The following is an 18,559-nucleotide window of genomic DNA, read 5'->3' on the forward strand; positions in this document are numbered from 1 at the left end:
TTTTGTCTATCGTCCTACAAAAAACACAAAGCCCCCCACAGAAAAGTGGTCACGCAATCCGCGCCGAACGCGATCTGTAGGAGCCGGCTTGCTGGCGATGAGGCCCCGGAGCCTGGCAGCGCCTATCCGGACGCCATCGCCAGCAAGCCGGCTCCTACAGGTTGTGTCGCTCAAGGTCGCTTTTGCAAGAAAACCGTCGCCTGGAGATAAATAGCAGGAGTATTTCGCACAGCCCTCATGAGTATTCAGCACTGGTTCTTTTCAACTTATAAACGCTACCCTGCCCTATAACTTTAAATAGAAAGTTTCCACGCACTTACATTGGGCGCCACGCCAACTTTCGCCCCATTGTGTTGCACCTTTCCAACAACTTATTCCTTTGGGCCGCGCAATGACAGCAATAAAAAACACGCCAACAAGAACCCTCGGCCTGCTCGCCTTTATATTCACCTGCTGCAATGCCAGCACCCACGGCTTCAGTATTTTTCTTTATTCCGCCTTGTTACCCGAGATCCGCCAGCACTTCTCCCTGAGTTATAGCCAGGCCGCCTCCATCGCTGCCTTGCTGCAACTCTTCTATATGGGCGCCTCGATTGCCAGCGGGATCGCCGCCGCCTGGATCAGCCCCCTGAACATGGTGCGCCTGACCATGCTGCTCAGCCCGGTGCTGCTGGCGCTGGCGGTCGCCACGCCCTGGGTCCTGCCCTTCGCCCTCTGCCTGGCACTGGTCTCGGCTTGCGCGGTGTCCAACTGGAACGCGATTGCCGCCCTGGCCGGCGAAGTGATTCCCGCGTCTCACCGCAGCCGGGTGCTGGGCCTGGCGTCTTCCGGGGCGGCCTTTGCCATCTGCCTGAACGGTATCCTGATCGCCCTGCTCCAGGGTATTTCCCTGGGCGCTTTCTGGCTGATCTGCGCCGGGCTCACCTTGATCGTCACCGGGCTGACCCTCTGGGCCCTGGCGCCCCTAGGCCGCCAGCCGGACGCCCGCTCCAGGGCGGCCACCTCCCTGGGCCGGGTACTCAGGCACTGGCTGCGCCTCTGCCTGGAACAACCCATCGCCGTGCATATCCTGCTGCTCAGTGGCTTTATCGGCAGTATCAGCGGCCCGTTCCTCAACTTCCTCTCGGCCTTCGCCAGCGAACGCCTGGGCGCCGGCCCGCAGGTCACCGGCTCGCTCTGGACCTTGATCGGTGCCTGTGGCGCGCTGGGCGGGATGTCCCTGGGGTCACTGGCTGATCGCTGGGGCGCGCTGCGGGTGATGGCCATCAGCATCGGCGCCTTCGGCCTGGCCATGCTCGGCCTGCTGCTGCACCCCGGTTTGCTGCTGACCTGGCTGGCCGCCGGGCTGTTCGCATTGTTCTACTTTCCCGTCTGGGGCCTGATGGCCGCCTACCTCAGCGCTCGCCTGACACCCGTGCAAAGCCTGCAAGTGGTGAGCCTGAGCATGGTCGGCTACGGCCTGGGCAGCGCCAGCGCGAACTGGGTCAACGGCCTGTTGCTGCAGGCCAGCGGCTCGTTCGCCATCATCCATGCCTGGATCGCCGGCTGGGTCCTCGCCAGCCTGCTGCTACTGCAAGTCATGGCCCGCCACCAGCGCCGTCGGCCGCTGCTCCAGGAGCCGGTCTGAGCGCCGCAACTGACGCCCGAGCATCTCCACCATCGCCTCGAGCCCCGGCTCCTGGCAGGCTGACGAACGCCAGAGCATCAGGCGGGCTGGTTGGATAGCCGGAAAGCCGTCCCGCTCATCGAGAATCCGCCAGCCCTCCGGCACCAGCCGGCGGGCGGTCACCCCCACCGTCTCGCCGCCCTCGATGGCCACGCCGATCCCCCGCGGGCTCTGGCTGGTGTAAACCACGTGCCAGGCCCGACCGGCCTCGGCCAGGGCGTCGATGGCATTGGCACGAAAGGCACAACCCTCGGCATAGACCGCCAGCGGTACCGATGGGTCATCAGCCCAGGCGCGGTTGTCAGCGGTCACCCAGACCAGCGGCTCGTCGCAGAGAAACTCGCCCTGTTGCAGATTGGCATGCTGCACGCCGAGCACCAGGTCCAGCTCGCCGCGCTGCAAGCGCCCGACCAGGGCTACCGAGGCTTCACAGCAAACGTCCGGACGGACCTTGGGAAAGTGTTCGCGAAAATCCCGCAGGACTCCGGCCAGGCAGTATTGCGCGTAGTCCTCGGGCATCCCGACATGGATGCAAGCCAGGTCATTGGGCAGATGGGCGGCGTTGATCGCCTCGTTGTGCAGCTTGAGGATGCGTCGCGCATAGATCAGGAAGGTCTCGCCGCTGGGGGTCAGGCTGATGCTGCGGCTGGTGCGGTGGATCAGCGGCGTGCCGACCACCTCTTCCAGCCGTTGCAGACTCTGGCTGACGGTCGACTGGGTTTTATGCAGGCGCTCGGCCGCCGCCGAAAACCCCTGGCATTCAATAATCGCCACAAACACCTTGAGCAATGTTCCGTCCAGATGACCTGACATAACTATCGCTCCTGCCGATGGATTCGATCGTAACTCATCATTTCTATTACTCCTGAATTTGCGCAACTATCGATTCAACGCCGAGACAACTTAGAACCTTGCACTGGCGACTAATGATCGTTAACTTCAGGAGCCCGAAATGAGCCTTCAACTTGCCGATGCCGAAGTGGGTGATATCAGCGATATCGTCAACACCGAACGTTATCCCATTCATGATTCGGGCCATGTCCAATTACAGGCGCTGATCGATCATGCCCGTGCCGAACTGGCCATCGACGGTTGCTGCCTGCTGAAGAACTTCCTGCGTCCCGAAGTACTGGAACAGGCTCGCCTCGAAGGCCAGGCGCTTTCGGACAAGACGTTTTATTCGGTGCGCAAGGTCAATGCCTACTTCACCGAAGACGATCCCTCCCTGCCGGCCGAAGACCCGCGTCGCACCTTCATGGAGCGCACCAGCGGCTTCGTGACCCGCGACATGATCGCCCCGGACGCGATCATTCACCGGCTCTACGTCTCGCCGATGATGAAACGTTTCATCAGTGCCTGCCTGGGGGAACCTGAGATTTTCGAATATGCCGACCCCTTTGCCGGTCTGGTGATCAATGTAATGCCGGAGGGCACCCAGCAGCCTTGGCACTTCGACACCAACGAATTCATCGTCAGCATGATGACCCAGAAGCCCGAGGCCGGCGGCCTGTTCGAATACGCGCCGATGATCCGCTCGCGCACGGCGGAAAACCTCGGCGCGGTGGGCCAGGTGGTGCGGGGGGAGGACCGCAGCCGGGTGAAATACCTGGAGCTCAATCCCGGCGACCTGCAGATCTTCAAGGGGCGGTTTTCGGTGCACCGGGTGACCCGTGTCGAAGGCGCGGTCGAGCGCAATACCGCGATTTTCGCCTACTCGGAGAAGCCCGGAATCATTGGCCGCGCCGAGCGCACCAAGCAGCTCTACGGGCGGCTCTCCGAAGCCCATCTGCAGGCCGAGCGCAGCCGGGTGCGCAGCGACCAACTGCTCGACTGAATACACGCAGCCTTTGTAGAAGCCAGCCTGCTGGCAATCGGGCCAGTGAATCTTGCATCGCCTGATCGGACGCCATCGCCAGCAAGCCGGCTCCTACAGATCCTACGCACCCAATAAATACTGCTGTGCCCATAAGAACGAATTTCCATCACCGACCGGTATTAGCGAGGAACACCCCATGAGTCTTTCCGGCCCCAACCGCAACCCCGCCGACTGCGAACCCACCTACGCCGAGATCCAGCAAATCCAGCTGGACCGCCTGCAACGGGTACGCAACGAATTGAAAAAGCGCGACTACGCCGCCTGCGTGCTGTTCGACCCGACCCATATGCGCTACGCCACTGGCTCGCGCAACATGCAGGTGTACTCGGCGCGCAACCCGGCGCGTTATGCCTTTATTCCCGCCGAAGGCCCGGTGGTGGTCTTCGAATTCGGCGGCTGCCTGCACCTGGCCGAATCGCTGAATACCGTCGACGAAGTGCGCCCGGCCAAGGCGATCTCCTATTACTTCTGCGACAGCTTCCTGAGCAATGTCACCGCCGACTGGGCCGCTGAAATCGACGACCTGGTACGCAAATGCGGGGGCGGCAAGCGCATCGCCATCGAGAGCGCCACCTCGGCGGCGGCCTTCGAGTTGCAAAAGCTCGGCTACCAGGTCTTCGATGCCCAGGAGCCGCTGGAGCGCGCGCGCTGCATCAAGGTACCAAACGAACTGAAGATGATCCGCGCCAGCCTGCGTGCCACCGAAGCCGGCGTGAAACTGATGGAAAGCAAGCTCAAACCCGGCATCAGCGAAAACGAACTTTGGTCACACCTGCACCAACACGTGATCGCCACCGACGGCGACTATGTGGAAACCCGCCTGCTGTCCTCCGGACCGCGCACCAACCCCTGGTTCCAGGAGTGCAGCACGCGGCCCATCGAAGCCGGCGACCTGGTGGCGCTGGACACCGATGTGGTCGGTCGTTTCGGCTACTACGCGGACTTCTCGCGGACCTTTCTCTGTGGCGAACAGGCCGCCACCCACAAGCAGCAGGAACTGTACAAGCTGGCCTATGAGCAGGTGCAGACCAATATGGAAATGCTCAAGGCCGGGCGCAGCTTCAAGGAGTATGCGGAGCTGGCCTGGAAGATCCCCGACCACTACAAGGCCAACCGTTATTTCGCCCTGGCCCACGGGGTTGGCATGACCGGTGAATACCCTTACGTGGTGCACCGCGAGGACATCGATGCACTGGGCTACGACGGGGTCTTCGAGGCGGGCATGACCATCTGCGTGGAAAGCTACATCGGCCACGACGAAGGCGGTGAAGGGGTCAAGCTCGAAGAGCAGATCTACATCCACGAAAACGGTATCGAACTGCTCTCGGACTATCCGTTCGACCCGCGCCTGCTGCCCGTTTAAGTCTTGCCGCCCTACCCCGCGCCGGCACTCAGCCCGCGAGGTAGGGCCATCAGGAGCGTGTCTGGCGCGGGAGGGCAATCAGTAATGTGCGTTTTAGGAATTTTCCTGCGCTGAATTTATCGTTTGTTCATCCGGAGCCAGATGACAAAACTGCGAGCATCTCAAATAAAAACAACACGAGAGCCGCACCATGTCCAACCTCACGTCCCGCCTCCTGAATGCTCCGCGCTTTGAACTGCCGTCGACGTTTTGCCTGACCGACCAAGGGTTTCCCCTGGATCGCCAGCGCTAGCTGCCAACCCTCTGTTCGCAGTGGCACCCAAAAGACGCATTTACGCCCCAGTATCGGAGAGGCTCATGAAAGACCTGACTACCCTGGACGGCTCCGCGCCGCATCCAGCCATGGACGACCTGTGCACCCAAGCCAAGCGCGGCCAGATCAGCCGCCGGCAATTCCTCCACACCGCCACCCTGCTCGGCATCACCGCCGCCAGCGCCGGCAGCTTCCTCGGCCCGGTGCTGTTCAGCGACTCGGCCCAGGCGGCTGAAGTCGGCACCCCACGTAGCGGCGGCAGCCTGCGTTTTGCCTGCGCTATCCAGGAAATCCAGGACCCGATGCTCATCACCTGGATCGAAGCCTCGAACCTGATGCGCAACAGCCTGGAATACCTGACCTGGGTCGATGCACAGAACATCACCCATCCGTACCTGGCCGAAAGCTGGAAGCCCTCGGACGACCTCAAGGAGTGGGTCTTCAACCTGCGCCAGGACGTCAAGTGGAGCAACGGCGACGCCTTCAACGCCGACGACGTCGAGCACAACTTCCAACGCTGGACCGGCGCCGAGTCCAAGTCGGTCAACCGCACCGCGTTCCAGGACATCGCCTCCTTCGAAAAACTCGGGCCTTACCAGTTCAAGCTGGTGCTCAAGCGGCCGATCCTGGCGATTCCGGAAATGCTCAACGCCTTCACCTGCGCCATCGTCCATCGCAGCTTCAAGGCTGGTGACGACTGGTCGAAAAATCCGCTCGGCACCGGTCCTTTCAAACTCACCTCGTTCGCCGTGAACAAGGAAGCCACCTTCGCCAAGCGCGCCGATTACTGGGGCAAGCCGGCCTATCTGGACGAGCTGCGCTATGTCGACATGGGCACCGACGTGTCCACCCAACTGGCCGCCCTGCAAGCCGGGCAGGTCGACGTGTTGTACCGCGTCACCGTGGCCGAACTGGACCTGGCCAAGCGCCTGCCCAACGCCAAGCTGCTGACCTGCAAATCGGCACAGACCGTGGTGATGCGCATGGCCGTGGACCAGAAGCCGTTCGACGACCTGCGCATCCGCAAGGCCGTGGCACTCTGTGCCGACAACGCGCAGATGCTCAAGATCGCCTACCGCGGCATGGGCACCCTGGGCGAGGACCACCATGTGGCACCTTCGCACCCGGAATACTTCCCGCTGCCCAAGCGCACCCGCGACGTGGCCCAGGCCAAGGCGCTGCTGGCCGAAGCCGGACACCCCAAGGGCATCGACATCGACCTGATCGTCGGCAACACCCAGGGTCGCTACGAGCAGGACACCGCGCAGATCCTCCAGCAAAACTGCCTGGAAGCCGGCATCCGCATCAACCTCAAGGTGATTCCCGCCACCCAGTACTGGCCGATCTGGGACAAGGCCGCCTTCAGCCTCACCTACTGGGCCCATCGCCCGCTGGGGGTGATGTCCCTGGAGCTGGCCTACCGCGGCGGCGGTGCCTGGAACGAAAGCCACTACAGCGACCCGGCCTTCGACGCCGCCCTGGACAAGGCCATGGGCATCGTCGATCCGAAACAGCGCTCCCTGGCGATGCAAAGCGTCGAGCAGATCCTCCAGGACGCCTGCGTCATCGTCCAGCCGTTCTGGGCCGACAAGTTCACCGCCACGTCGCAGAAGGTCCAGGGCTTCCAGGTTCATCCATCGGACTTCTACCCGATGAACGAAACCTGGCTCAGCGCCTGATCCGACCTCTGAAACAATGAGCTCGCCCACCCCGGTGCGGCGAGCCGGCAACTGTATAGCCGGAGCATGCAAACATGGCTGATTTTCTGTGGCGCAAGCTACTGGCCCTGGCAGCGACGTTATTGTCGGTGTCACTGATCGTTTTTTTCGCCCTGGAGCTGAATATCGAGGACGTCGCGATCAACGTCCTCGGTCCCTACTCCGCCGCCGACCAACGCGCCGCCTGGCTCACCGAGCACGGCTACGACCAACCGTTCCTGTGGCGTTACCTGATCTGGCTGAAGGACTTCGTCAGCGGCCACTGGGGCACCTCGGTGCACTTTCGCGAACCGGTGATGGACCTGCTGCTGCCCAACCTCGGGCAGACCCTGATGCTGGCCGGTCTGGCGCTGTTGATCATGGTCCCCGTGGCCCTGACCCTCGGCGTGCTGGCCGGGATTCGCCAGGGCTCGCCGCTGGACCGCCTGGTGTCGTTCCTGTCCATCGTCACCACCTCGATCCCGGACTTCGCCAGTGCGGTGTTCGTCTCGGCGATCTTCGTCTTCTGGCTCAACTGGCTGCCGGGCGTGAGCAGCATGAGCGACGGTTTCAGCGCCCTGCAACTGGCGATGCCGCTGATGGTGCTGTGCCTGTTCGGCGTCGGCTACCTGGCACGGATCACCCGGGCCTCGATGGTCGAAGTGATGCAGGCGCCGTACATCCGTACCGCCCGCCTCAAGGGTGCCTCGACTTCACGCATCGTGCTGCGCCATGCGCTGCGCAATGTGCTGATCGCGCCCATCACGGTGATCATGCTGTACATCCCGTGGCTGCTGTCCAACGTCATCGTGGTCGAGGTGTTCTTCGCCTACAAGGGCTTCGGCTCGCTGCTCTACACCGCCTCGCTGAACCATGACGTCTACCTGATCGAGGCCTGCGCGATGATCAGTGCGCTGGTGGTGGGCGCGACCAAGATCTTCTCCGACCTGGCCTATACCTGGCTCAACCCGCGCATCACCTTGCGCAGCCTTGGCGGGAGCGCCCGATGAACCTTCTGCATGCATTCAAGAACCCGTTGGCGGCCCTGGGCCTGTGCCTGGTGGGCGGCTGGGTGATCCTCGGGGTCTTCGCCCCCTGGCTGGCGCCCCATGACCCACTGGAAAGCTTCACCCCGCTGCTGACACCGTTCAGCGACGACGGCAGCGGCCAGACCTTCCTGCTGGGTACCGATGTGCTGGGCCGCGATATTCTCTCGCGACTGATCTGGGGCACCCGCACGGTGTTGCTCTGGTCGACCCTGGCGACCCTCACCGCGTTTGCCTTCGGCATCGCCATGGGCCTGTGCGCCGGCTACTTCAATGGCTGGGTCGACTCGGTGCTGTCCTATATCGCCGACACCGTGCTGTCGTTCCCGGTGCTGGTGTTGTACATCGTGATCATCATCGCCCTCGGCGCCTCGGCGCTGAATATCCTGATCGCGGTGACGTTCACCAGCGCCCCGGCGATCTTCCGGATCATGCGCGCCCTGACCATGGACCTGCGTTCCCGGGACTATGTGCTCAGCGCCATCACCCAGGGTGAAAGCTCGTTGCGGATCATGACCGTGGAAATCCTGCCCAACTGCGGCGGCCCGCTGATCGTCGATTTCTGCCTGCGTATCGGCTACACCGCGATCATGATCGGTGCCCTCGGTTTCCTCGGCCTCGGCCTGCCACCGCCAACCCCGGACTGGGGCGGCATGATCAACGAAGGCCGCAGCATGGCCATCGCGTTTCCCCACCTGGTGATCTTCCCGTGCATTGCCATCTCCACCCTGATGCTTGGCCTCAGCCTGCTGGCGGACGGCCTGGACGAACACGCCCAGAAAGGCACAAGGAGTTGAGTATGAGCAGCCAACAAGTATTGCGCGTCGAGGGCTTGTCCATCGAACTGCCGCCAGGCGCGGACCGCAGCCATGCGGTACAGAAAATCGACCTGGATGTGCGCAAGGGCGAAATCCTCTGCGTGATCGGCGAGTCCGGCTCGGGCAAATCGGTGCTCTCCGGGGCCATCATGGGCGACTACGCCAAGGGCCTGCGCCACAGCGAAGGACGTATCGATTTCCTCGGCGAGGACATCTGCAGCATGCCCGAAGCGCAGTTGCGCGGCCTGCGTGGCAACCGCATCGCGATGATCTTCCAGGAGCCCATGGCGGCTCTCAATCCGGCGATCCGCATCGGTCGGCAAGTGGAGGAAATCTTCGAGATCCACGCCCCGCAGATGGGTGCGGCCGAGCGGCGCGAACGCATGCTCGCGTTGCTCGAGTCGACCCAGTTGCCGGAGCCACCACGGATCGCCAACAGCTTTCCCCATCAACTCTCCGGCGGCCAATGCCAGCGGGTGGTGATCGCCATGGCCCTGGCGATGAACCCGGACCTGCTGATCGCCGACGAACCGACTACCGCCCTGGACGTGACGACCCAGGCTCAGGTCCTCAAGCTGATCCGCGAACTGCGTGGGCGCGGCCAGCACGGCATCCTGTTCATCACCCATGACTTCGGCGTGGTGGCGGAAATCGCCGACCGCATCGCCGTGATGGAAGGCGGCCGGCTGGTGGAAATCGGCGAGCGCGACCAAGTCTTGCAGGCGCCTCGCCACGCCTACACACGCAAGCTGATCGCCGCGGTTCCGGCGTTGAACCCGGAGCTGCACGTGCCCTGCGCCGACGGTGAGATCGCCCTGCGGATCGAACACCTGAACAAGACCTATCACGTGGAAGGGCGTCAGGTCTGCGCGCTCAAGGATGTCTCACTGCAACTGCCACGGGGCAAGACCCTGGCGATTGTCGGCGAGTCCGGCTCGGGCAAGAGCACCCTGGTCAAGGCGGCGATTCGTCTGGTGGACAGCGACAGCGGGCATGTCTGGCTCGGCGACAGCGACTTCCTCGCCCTCAAGGGCGAGGCGCTGACCCGGGGCCGGCGGCAGATCCAGATGATTTTCCAGGACCCCTACGGCTCGCTCAATCCGCGCCATCGGGTCGGCGACATCATCGCCCGTGCCGCGCAACTGCGTGGCGTGTCGGCCAAGGACGCCTGGATCGAAGCCGGCGATCTGCTGGAGCAGGTCGGCCTCAAGCGCGACGCGCTGAAACGCAAGCCCCGGCAGTTCTCCGGCGGCCAGCGCCAGCGCATCGGCATCGCCCGCGCCCTGGCCATGCGTCCGCAGGTCCTGATTGCCGATGAAAGCGTGTCGGCACTGGACGTCTCGGTGCAGAAACAGGTGCTGGAACTGCTGGCCGAACTCCAGCAACGGCTCAACCTGAGCATCCTGTTCATCACCCACGACCTGCGCGTGGCGGCGCAGATCAGCGATCACATCGCGGTGATGCGCCAGGGCGAAGTGGTCGAGTACGGCACCGCCGAGCAGGTGCTGCTGCACCCTCGACATAGCTATACCCAGACCCTGCTGGCCGCCGCGCCCGGGGCTTCGGTGCGACCGCCGCCACAGGCGGGACCGGCACCGGACCTGAGTGCCGCCGGCGGCTGACCCTCCCGGCCCGCTACCCACTGGACGCTGTTCACAGCCTTGGTCGTAGCGGGCCCTACCCCTTTCATCCAGACCGCGCTTTTGCCGTGGCCGGGATGGCTGTTGCCAACAATAAACCTAGAGAAGAGACGGAGCGACCATGAACTTGAACACCACCCGGGCCTTGCGCTCATTAACCCCGCTGGCGCTGTTGGGCGCCCTTTCCACTCCCGCGATGGCGATCCAGGTCACCGACAACCTGGACATCGGCGGTGCCGTCCGTTATCGCTGGGACTACGCCCCGGATCGCGATATCCAGAAGTTCGACTTCGACACCGCGTTCCTCACCGCCAAGTACAACTCCGACACCTGGATCGCCGCCGCCAAGTATCGCTTCTACGGGCGCTCCTACCCTTACCAGTACACCGATCGCATCGGCGCGGTGCAGTTCGCCGAAACGGCCTGGGTCGGCTACAAATTCAACCCGGACCAACAGGTGCAGGTCGGCCTGAACCAGATTCCGTTCGGCCTGCAACCCTACTTCGGCAGCACCTTCTATGAAACCCTGGGCAACGTCGTCGGCCTGGAAGACGTGGAAGAAGTCGGCGCCAAATACATCCAGCAGAGCGGCGACTGGAACCTGCAAGCCGGCTTCTACCTGCGCCCGGCCCTGCAAGGGCGCGGTACCAGCAACGGCGATACCTACTCCACCGTGGTCTCCCGGGCCGACAGCTATGTGACCGATGGCAGCAACAACCAGGAACACAACACCGCCGTGGTGCGCCTGGCCAAGGCCATCCAACTGGGTAACTGGAAGTCCGAGGTGGGGATCTCGGGTTTGACCTCGACCCTGGAAAACCGCGACACCGGTGACGACGGCCGACGCAACGCCGTGGCCATCCACTACCTGGGCAAGGACGGTCCGTGGGGCCTGCAATTGCAGGCGGCGCGCCAGCAGATGTCACCACGCAATCCCGGCAGCAACGAGGTGGTGACCTTCGGCGGTTATGACGGCACCTTCAACGTCGCCAGCCGCGGCAACCTCTACGTCGCCGACCTGAGCTACGACGTCGACGGCAAGTACCTGCTCGACCAGATCAGCGGGATCAAGCTGTACGCCAACTACAGCGCCTTCGACAAATCGGCGGATGACTTCAAGACCTCGCAACGCCTGATTCTCGGCACCTCGTTTTCGGTGAGCAAGTTCTGGGTCGCCACCGAATGGCTGATCGGCAAGAACGACCCTTACATCGGTGGCAGCAGCTATACCCAAAGCCTCGCGGCCGGCGGTACCGATCTCTGGAAAAACCAGCTGTATGTGAACATCGGTTATTACTTCTGAGGGTGCTGCTTGCGGGTGACAAGCACGTGAGTCTTGCAGCGCACTCGCGGGCGCTATCGCCAGCAAGCCGGCTCCTACAGATGGGCGCTCGTCCACGAGATTGCGTCGTGTTCGAGCGCCCACCTTTTACCTCCTCATTTCGTTGCGCATCTTTGTGGGGGAGCACCTGGGCTCTCCCACCTTTTTCCATTCCCGCCGACTATTTCATGCAACAGCCGCAAGCAACGCTTGCATCGGATCGCCGCTGATAGTCAGATATCTCCTACAGAAAAAGCACGTCAAATAACAACAATAAACCGACTCCACACGCCCCGACCCCGTCTTTCGATACGGTGTTCTTCAGCTGTGTGCCAGCCGGTCCGGAGTATCTATTTCATGCGTCAACTGCCCTCGCTGAACATGCTCCGCGTGTTCGAGGAAGTCGCCCGGCATCGCAGCTTCAGCCAGGCCGCCGCGTCCCTGAACGTGACCCAGGGCGCAGTCAGCCGACAGATCAAGCAGCTTGAAGATTACCTTGGCGTCGCCTTGTTCGTGCGTACACCACGGGGCTTGTCGCTGACCGAATCGGGAACGGCACTCTCGCCGCAGTTGGGCGATGCTTTCGACCATATCGAACGCGCCCTGCAAGCCGTGCGGGTGCCCAATCTGCGCCAGCGCCTGCGTATCCTCGCGCCACCGACCTGGGCCACCCGCTGGTTGTCGGCGCACCTGCGGGCCTTCTGTCAGCGTTATCCGGACATCAGCCTGAGCGTGACCAACCAGGCCAGCCATGACAGCCTCGCCGAGGTCGACTGCCAGATCCGTTTCGGCCTGGAGGCGGACCCGCATTGCAGCAGTCAGTTGCTGGTGATGGAGCGGCATATCGCCGTGGCGAGCCCGGAGCTGTTCGAACAGGGCGAGGCGCCGGACCTGCGCCACTCTCCCCTGCTGCATATCCTGCATGACGGCAAGCGCCTCAAGGTCTGGGAGAACTGGCTGGCGGCCATGGGCCGGGAGGATGTGGATGCCCGGCAAGGGCTGGAATTCAGCACCCTGGACCAGGTGATCAACACCGCACTGGCCGGTGGTGGACTGGCGGTGATCGATCGGCAGATGATCGTCAAGGAACTGGCCAATGGCAGCCTGCTGCCCATCACCCCGGTGGAGGTGGTCGGGCCGTATGGTTATTGGCTGGATGTGGCGAATGACAAGCAGGGGTTGTCGAAAGTGCGGCTGTTTACCGAGTGGTTGAGCCTGGTGAGCAATCCCTGAGTTTTTAGTGTTTGTGAGGACGCCTTCGCGGCGGTGCGGCGATCCGACAAGCCCTGCTCCTACAGTTTTGCGTCGTAAATAAAGTCTGTGTTCGACGCTATCCTGTAGGAGCAGGGCTTGCCCGCGAAGAGGCCTACAGGGTCGCCACCTTCATCGGCTTGACCACCTCAGCCGGCACCACCTCCTCGGCCTTGCACGCCTGACTCAGGGTCAGCGACTTGGTCTCCGGCGCCCAGGCCCAGGAGATCAGCGCACCCAGTGCCAGGATCGCCGCGAGGATCCCCATGGTCGAACTCAAGCCAATCCCCGCCACACTCACCGGCAACAGAAAGGTACTCACCGCCGACCCCAGACGGCTGACCGCCGTCGCCAGACCAATCCCACTGGCCCGCACTTCCGTCGGGAAACTCTCCGCCGGAAACACCCCCACCAGGTTGCTCACTGCCGACAGCACCAGGGTAAACAACCCGAACACCAACACCATCAGCCATGCCGCACTGCCCGGCAACACCGCCAGCAGAAACAAAGCCACCGCCAGGATAATGAACGAGTTGATCAGAAAGCCCCGGCGGGAAAACTTCACCGTGCACCAGATGCCGATCAATGCACCGACGATCAACAGCAGATTGAGCAGCAACTCCGTGCCGAAGCCCTCGGCCAACCCCATCTTCTGCAGGATCGACGGCAGGAAGGTGTAGATGGCGAAGTACGGCATGACGATGCAGACAAAGAACAGGCAGTTGAACGCCGTGCGCTTGCGATACTCGGGGCTGAACAACACGCCATAACCCGAGCGGGTTTGCGTGGATTGTTCTTCGTCCAGCACCACATGCGCCCCCAGGTGTTTGTGCACCACCGCCCGGGCCTCGGCGATACGCCCCTGGTTGACCAGCCAGCGCGGTGACTCCGGCGTGCCGATGCGCGCCAGCAGGATCAAGCCGGCGGGAATCGCCGAGGAGGCCAGCATCCAGCGCCAGGCATCGTCACCCAGTCCGAGCATGGCGGTGCCGACAAAGGTCGCGGCGACATAACCGAAGGTCCAGATCACGCTGAACGAGCCCAGCAACACGCCGCGGTGTTTCCTCGGCGAGAACTCCGCCAGCATCGCATGACCGACACTGAAGTCACCGCCCAGGCCGATACCGATCAGCACCCGACAGAGAAACAGCTGCATCGCGGTTTCGGCATAGAACTGCAGCACCGAAGCCAGGGTGATCAGCACGAAGCTGACCAGGAAGATTTTCTGCCGGCCGACACGGTCGGAGATCCAGCCGAAAAACAGGCTGCCGAGAAACAGGCCGATCAACGCCGAGGCACCGATCAGCCCCTGCCAGAAGGCATCGAGGTGCAGTTGCGGGCTGATCAGGGTGAAGGCGATACCGATCAGGCCGAGGATATAGCCGTCGGTGAAATGGGCGCCGAAGGTCAGGCCGGCGATCTTGATATGGAAGCGACCGATAGGCAGATCGTCAATCTTGACGGGCTGTATGGACATGTTCGTCTCCAGTTATTGTTCTTGAAGGAGAATTGAAAGCAGATACCGCCCCCTCCCACAGGTTGTGTGGGAGGGGGCGCTGATGGGTTACAGGCCGCCCATCAACAGGTATTTGATTTCCAGGTAGTCGTCCAGACCGTAATGCGAGCCTTCACGCCCCAGGCCCGATTCCTTGATGCCACCAAACGGCGCCACTTCGGTGGAGATGATCCCTTCGTTGATTCCCACCATCCCGGCTTCCAGGCCTTCGGCCATGCGCCAGACACGACCGATATCACGACTGTAGAAATACGCCGAGAGACCGAATGGCGTGTCATTGGCTCGGCGCAAGACTTCAGCCTCGTCCTTGAAGCGGAAGCACGCCGCCACCGGACCGAAGGTCTCTTCCTGGGCGATCAGCATGCCATCGCCGACGTTGGTAAGGATGGTCGGTTCGAAGAAAGTCCCGCCGAGGGAATGGCGACGACCGCCGCACAACAGCTTGGCGCCCTTCTCCAGCGCATCGCCGACATGCTGCTCGACCTTGCTCAAGGCGGCACTGTTGATCAGCGGCCCCTGCTCGGTTTCGCCGTCCAGCGCATTGCCGACCCGCAGCGCCTTGACCGCCTCCGCCAGCTTGGTGGTGAAGGCCTCGTACACGCCATCCTGGATGAAGAAGCGGTTCACACAGACACAGGTCTGCCCGGTGTTACGGAACTTCGAAGCCATCGCGCCCTTCACCGCCGCGTCCAGATCGGCATCGTCGAACACGATAAACGGTGCGTTGCCACCCAGCTCCAGTGAAACCTTTTTCAAGGTGTCGGCAGCCTGGCGCATCAGCAACTTGCCGGTGCGGGTCGAACCGGTGAAGGACAGCTTGCGCACCACCGATGAGGCTTGCAGCGCACCGCCGATGGCCACCGCATCGCCGGACACGATGTTGAACACACCGGCCGGAATCCCTGCCTGCTCCGCCAGTACCGCCAGGGCAAAGGCCGACAGCGGCGTCTCTTCCGAAGGCTTGAGGATCATCGTGCAACCGGCGGCCAGGGCCGGACCGACCTTGCGGGTGACCATCGCCAGCGGGAAGTTCCAGGGGGTGATGGCCGCGACCACACCGATGGCTTCCTTGGTGACGATGATCCGCGCATCGGCCTTGTGGCTCGGGATCACATCGCCATAGGCACGCTTGGCCTCTTCACCAAACCACTCCAGGAAACTGGCGGCATAGACCACCTCGCCCATGGCCTCGGCCAGCGGCTTGCCCTGCTCGCGGCTGAGCAAAGTGGCGAGTTCACGCTGATTGCTCAGCATCAATTCGCTCCAGCGCTTGAGGCGCACGCTGCGCTCCTTGGCGGTCAGCTTGCGCCAGGCCGACAAGGCGCGCTCGGCGGCGGCAATGGCCAGGACAGTTTCCTCAGCGCCGGCGCGTTGGACATCAACGATCAACTCGCCATTGGCCGGGTTCAGTACCGGGTAAGTCGGCCCACCGCTGGACCATTGGCCGTCGATGTAGTTACCGGTACGGATCAACTCGCTCATGCCACGGCCTCGGTCAAGGTGAAAGCTGCCTCGGCCGGACGGGCCGAGCGCAGGATACGTTTGCCGGCGGTGTAGTCGTTGATCACATCGCACGGGGTGTAGTTGCGTTCCAACTCGTACAGCTCGTCGGCGTCGAGGCGGGTCTCCAGGGCCGCCAGGGCACTATCGAACTGCTCTGTGGTATCGGCGCCCACCAGCATGCAATCCACGCCCGGGTGATTGACCACCCAGGACTGGGCGATCTGCGCATTGGAGACACCGCGACGGCGGGCGACACGCTGCACCGAATGGGCGATTTCGAAAGACGCTTCATCGCTGTACATCTGCTGGGTGAAGAAGTCGGTCTGGTTGCGGGTCGACTGCACATCGCCGGTCAACAGGCCGCGCGCCAGCGGGCTGAACACCGAGACGCCGAGGCCCTGGTCGCGGCAGAACGGCAGCATCTCGCGCTCTTCTTCGCGGTAGGCGCAGTTCAGTTGCAGCTGCATGTTGATCGGCTTGACCCAACCGTTGCGCTCGCAGGCCATGAGGATCTTCGCCAACTGCCCGGTGAGCATGGTCGAGACCCCGATATAACGGGCCTTGCCGGAACGCACGATGTCGTTCATGGCGCTCATGGTTTCCTCGACCGGAGTGTTCACATCGAAGTAATGCAGCATGAAAACATCGACGTAATCCATATCCAGGCGTTTGAGGGACGCGTCGATGCTGTCCATGATGTGCTTGCGTGAATGGCCGCTGGCGTTGATCCCGCTGCGGGTGCCGTAGCCGACCTTGGTGGTCACCACGATGTCCTCGCGACGGGTCAGGCGCTTGAGAATGCGCCCCACCACTTCCTCGCCGACGCCGGCGGAATAGAAGTCCGCCAGGTCGATGAAGTTCACCCCGTTGTCCAGCGCGTGCTTGACGATCGGTTCGCTTTTCTTCTCATCGAAGATCCATGGTTTCCAGTCCGGCGTGCCCATGTTCATGGTGCCGAGGCAGAGCTTGGAAACCTGCAGGCCGGAATTGCCCAGACGAATGTATTGCATGGCGCGGACCTCAGGCTTTCGGGGTGTAGAAAGGGTTGGCGATGTGGTTGACCACATCGGCGAGCTGGGCACGTACCGGCAGGCCGGTCAGGGCGGCGCGGATCGCGGTGCGGCAGGCGTTGTAGTTGTTCAGGTAGACGGCATCGAGGTCATCGCAGGAAGGGTTGACCCAGTTGGCGGTGACGATGGCCCACTCGTCCTCGGCTTCGGCCGGCAGGGTGCCGTCGAGCAGGGCTTCGAGCACGGCCTTGGCGATCCCGGCCTGGGACGCGCCCCAGGTGGCATTGCCGTGGAAGTCGCTGCCGATGGCGGCCTTGTTGACGTAGAGGGTCATCGGCTTGACCGGGATATTCGGCTGGGCGATCACCATAAATGGGCAATGCCCCTGGCTCGGCGATGCCAGGCTGTTGGCGAAGGCCTGGCCGGCCGGACCGTTGCGCGGGCCGATGAGGATATTGATATGGGCGGCGTTCACGCCGGGGCCTTCGAAACCTTCGCCGATGTACAGGTCTTGTTCTTTCATGGGGTTTTATCTCGCGGACGCAGGGAATTGAGGGTGATCAGAAACGCGCACGGGCCCTGGGGCACGAACGGTCAAAGTCAGGAAACGCAGAGCGCAGCAGGAAGCTGGCGAGGACGCGGCAGTGGGGCTGGGTCATGGTGCAAACGCTCTTTGTTTTTATGAGTGAGCTGGTGTTTGCGCTTTTTTATCACTGGGGTTGGCGGGGGCTGTAACCATTAAAAGTCATGGGGGCATGAGGTTTAGTCATGGCCTCGAAAACAAAGAGACTGTCTCAACAAAATGGCGCCAGAGCCCCCACCAAGGTTCAATAAGACTTGCCGACGTCGCCAGAAAAACTCCGGGCAAAAAAAAGCCCAAGCGGCTGATGGACGCTTGGGGCTTAAAAATGCATAAACCGTGGTAGGTGAACGCGACGCGATATTAACCCACTGCGACAATCTGTAACAAGATGTTTTTTAGATTCCTATTGACATAACCCCTTCAATAACCACATGTTTTTCATGGTTTGGGGTGAACCAGAATGGGGCACAAACACTGGCTTTTTAGTCCCGAAAGAGTCCGTCGAATGCGTTGATATCACCCACAAGAGTATTTGCTTCGCCAACCGGGGACGGCGACAATTGCCGTTCCATTTTCTTTCGAGGTTTGCAACATGCGTAAAGCACTTACCGTCCTGGCCCTCAGCGCCCTGTTTGCCCAAGGCGCCATGGCGGCAGGCGGCACACAGGCCGCGGTCGGCGGTGGTCTGGGCGGCGCCCTGGGCAACGTATTGGGCCAGAAGATGGGCGGCAGCACCGGCGCAGCACTCGGCGCAGGTCTGGGCGGCGCGGCCGGTGGTGCGGTAGCGGCCAAGAAAGGCAAGAAAACCAAAGCCGCCATTGGCGGTGGCCTCGGCGCAGCCGGTGGTTCGCTGCTGGGCAACCAGTTGGGCGGCAAGACCGGAGGAGCCATCGGCGCCGGCCTCGGCGGCGCGGCCGGTGGCGCCCTGGGCGGCAAGTAACATACGGTCATTGTAG

Annotated in this window: 15 protein-coding genes; 10 read left to right on the top strand and 5 right to left on the bottom strand. The window is 62.4% G+C overall.

Annotation, left to right across the window (positions count from 1 at the left end):
* The first annotated feature begins 391 nt into the window (after positions 1-391).
* A complete protein-coding gene (locus tag CWE01_RS26595) occupies positions 392-1,627 on the top strand; it encodes an MFS transporter (protein ID WP_100943530.1) in 1,236 nt (411 codons plus the stop codon).
* Here CWE01_RS26595 and CWE01_RS26600 read toward each other — a convergent pair.
* The gene (locus CWE01_RS26600) at positions 1,568-2,479 is read right to left on the bottom strand and encodes a LysR family transcriptional regulator (RefSeq protein ID WP_100943531.1); all 912 of its coding nucleotides are present in this window, start codon (positions 2,477-2,479) and stop codon (positions 1,568-1,570) included. The two genes, CWE01_RS26595 and CWE01_RS26600, sit on opposite strands and share 60 nt — an antisense overlap.
* A 139-nt stretch (positions 2,480-2,618) precedes the next feature.
* Between CWE01_RS26600 and CWE01_RS26605 the strand changes: the two genes are divergently transcribed.
* The 8 genes from CWE01_RS26605 to CWE01_RS26640 all read left to right on the top strand — a co-directional run bounded on the left by CWE01_RS26605 (position 2,619) and on the right by CWE01_RS26640 (position 12,973).
* Positions 2,619-3,500: a hypothetical protein gene (locus tag CWE01_RS26605; protein ID WP_100943532.1), complete on the top strand. Its 882-nt coding sequence runs from the start codon at positions 2,619-2,621 to the stop codon at positions 3,498-3,500.
* A 178-nt stretch (positions 3,501-3,678) separates the two neighbouring features.
* The gene (locus CWE01_RS26610; protein WP_100943533.1) at positions 3,679-4,905 is read left to right on the top strand and encodes a Xaa-Pro peptidase family protein; all 1,227 of its coding nucleotides are present in this window, start codon (positions 3,679-3,681) and stop codon (positions 4,903-4,905) included.
* A gap of 357 nt (positions 4,906-5,262) precedes the next feature.
* Positions 5,263-6,897 (top strand): ABC transporter substrate-binding protein, encoded by a 1,635-nt coding sequence (locus CWE01_RS26615; protein ID WP_100943534.1) that lies wholly within the window; start codon positions 5,263-5,265, stop codon positions 6,895-6,897.
* Positions 6,898-6,971: 74 nt separating this feature from the next.
* Complete coding sequence (locus CWE01_RS26620) at positions 6,972-7,925, top strand: ABC transporter permease (RefSeq protein ID WP_100943535.1); 954 nt, start codon at positions 6,972-6,974, stop codon at positions 7,923-7,925.
* Complete coding sequence (locus CWE01_RS26625; RefSeq protein ID WP_100943536.1) at positions 7,922-8,758, top strand: ABC transporter permease; 837 nt, start codon at positions 7,922-7,924, stop codon at positions 8,756-8,758. Before CWE01_RS26620 ends, CWE01_RS26625 begins: the two co-directional genes overlap by 4 nt.
* A 2-nt stretch (positions 8,759-8,760) precedes the next feature.
* Complete coding sequence (locus CWE01_RS26630) at positions 8,761-10,401, top strand: ABC transporter ATP-binding protein (protein ID WP_100943537.1); 1,641 nt, start codon at positions 8,761-8,763, stop codon at positions 10,399-10,401.
* Positions 10,402-10,540: 139 nt separating this feature from the next.
* A complete protein-coding gene (locus CWE01_RS26635) occupies positions 10,541-11,722 on the top strand; it encodes a hypothetical protein (protein ID WP_100943538.1) in 1,182 nt (393 codons plus the stop codon).
* Between the two features lie 375 nt (positions 11,723-12,097).
* A complete protein-coding gene (locus tag CWE01_RS26640) occupies positions 12,098-12,973 on the top strand; it encodes a LysR substrate-binding domain-containing protein (RefSeq protein ID WP_100943539.1) in 876 nt (291 codons plus the stop codon).
* 133 nt (positions 12,974-13,106) lie between these two features.
* Here the strand turns inward: CWE01_RS26640 and CWE01_RS26645 are convergent, their stop codons facing one another.
* From CWE01_RS26645 to fae, 4 genes are all read right to left on the bottom strand, one after another.
* Positions 13,107-14,468 carry an MFS transporter gene (locus CWE01_RS26645; protein ID WP_100943540.1) on the bottom strand — a complete coding sequence of 454 codons (1,362 nt, stop codon included), beginning with the start codon at positions 14,466-14,468 and terminating at the stop codon, positions 13,107-13,109.
* Between the two features lie 87 nt (positions 14,469-14,555).
* Entirely contained in the window at positions 14,556-15,989 is a 1,434-nt protein-coding gene (locus tag CWE01_RS26650; RefSeq protein WP_100943541.1) for an NAD-dependent succinate-semialdehyde dehydrogenase, read from the bottom strand.
* Positions 15,986-17,020: an aldo/keto reductase gene (locus CWE01_RS26655; RefSeq protein WP_100943542.1), complete on the bottom strand. Its 1,035-nt coding sequence runs from the start codon at positions 17,018-17,020 to the stop codon at positions 15,986-15,988. The genes CWE01_RS26650 and CWE01_RS26655 overlap by 4 nt, the downstream gene beginning before the upstream one ends.
* Positions 17,021-17,030: 10 nt before the next feature.
* A complete protein-coding gene (fae, locus tag CWE01_RS26660; RefSeq protein ID WP_100943543.1) occupies positions 17,031-17,543 on the bottom strand; it encodes a formaldehyde-activating enzyme in 513 nt (170 codons plus the stop codon).
* A gap of 652 nt (positions 17,544-18,195) precedes the next feature.
* On the opposite strand from fae, the gene CWE01_RS26665 reads away from it, so the two are divergent.
* A complete protein-coding gene (locus tag CWE01_RS26665; protein WP_100943544.1) occupies positions 18,196-18,543 on the top strand; it encodes a bacteriocin in 348 nt (115 codons plus the stop codon).
* Positions 18,544-18,559 lie beyond the last annotated feature (16 nt).

Source organism: Pseudomonas sp. QS1027 (assembly GCF_002814235.1).
Classification (GTDB): domain Bacteria; phylum Pseudomonadota; class Gammaproteobacteria; order Pseudomonadales; family Pseudomonadaceae; genus Aquipseudomonas.

Coding starts and splice junctions, on each gene's coding strand:
- CWE01_RS26610 (WP_100943533.1), top strand. CDS start 3,679: ATGAGTCTTTCCGGCCCCAACCGCAACCCCGCCGACTGCGAACCCACC.
- CWE01_RS26595 (WP_100943530.1), top strand. CDS start 392: ATGACAGCAATAAAAAACACGCCAACAAGAACCCTCGGCCTGCTCGCC.
- CWE01_RS26640 (WP_100943539.1), top strand. CDS start 12,098: ATGCGTCAACTGCCCTCGCTGAACATGCTCCGCGTGTTCGAGGAAGTC.
- CWE01_RS26665 (WP_100943544.1), top strand. CDS start 18,196: ATGCGTAAAGCACTTACCGTCCTGGCCCTCAGCGCCCTGTTTGCCCAA.
- CWE01_RS26600 (WP_100943531.1), bottom strand. CDS start 2,479: ATGTCAGGTCATCTGGACGGAACATTGCTCAAGGTGTTTGTGGCGATT.
- CWE01_RS26605 (WP_100943532.1), top strand. CDS start 2,619: ATGAGCCTTCAACTTGCCGATGCCGAAGTGGGTGATATCAGCGATATC.
- CWE01_RS26655 (WP_100943542.1), bottom strand. CDS start 17,020: ATGCAATACATTCGTCTGGGCAATTCCGGCCTGCAGGTTTCCAAGCTC.
- CWE01_RS26630 (WP_100943537.1), top strand. CDS start 8,761: ATGAGCAGCCAACAAGTATTGCGCGTCGAGGGCTTGTCCATCGAACTG.
- CWE01_RS26625 (WP_100943536.1), top strand. CDS start 7,922: ATGAACCTTCTGCATGCATTCAAGAACCCGTTGGCGGCCCTGGGCCTG.
- CWE01_RS26620 (WP_100943535.1), top strand. CDS start 6,972: ATGGCTGATTTTCTGTGGCGCAAGCTACTGGCCCTGGCAGCGACGTTA.
- CWE01_RS26615 (WP_100943534.1), top strand. CDS start 5,263: ATGAAAGACCTGACTACCCTGGACGGCTCCGCGCCGCATCCAGCCATG.
- CWE01_RS26650 (WP_100943541.1), bottom strand. CDS start 15,989: ATGAGCGAGTTGATCCGTACCGGTAACTACATCGACGGCCAATGGTCC.
- CWE01_RS26645 (WP_100943540.1), bottom strand. CDS start 14,468: ATGTCCATACAGCCCGTCAAGATTGACGATCTGCCTATCGGTCGCTTC.
- fae (WP_100943543.1), bottom strand. CDS start 17,543: ATGAAAGAACAAGACCTGTACATCGGCGAAGGTTTCGAAGGCCCCGGC.
- CWE01_RS26635 (WP_100943538.1), top strand. CDS start 10,541: ATGAACTTGAACACCACCCGGGCCTTGCGCTCATTAACCCCGCTGGCG.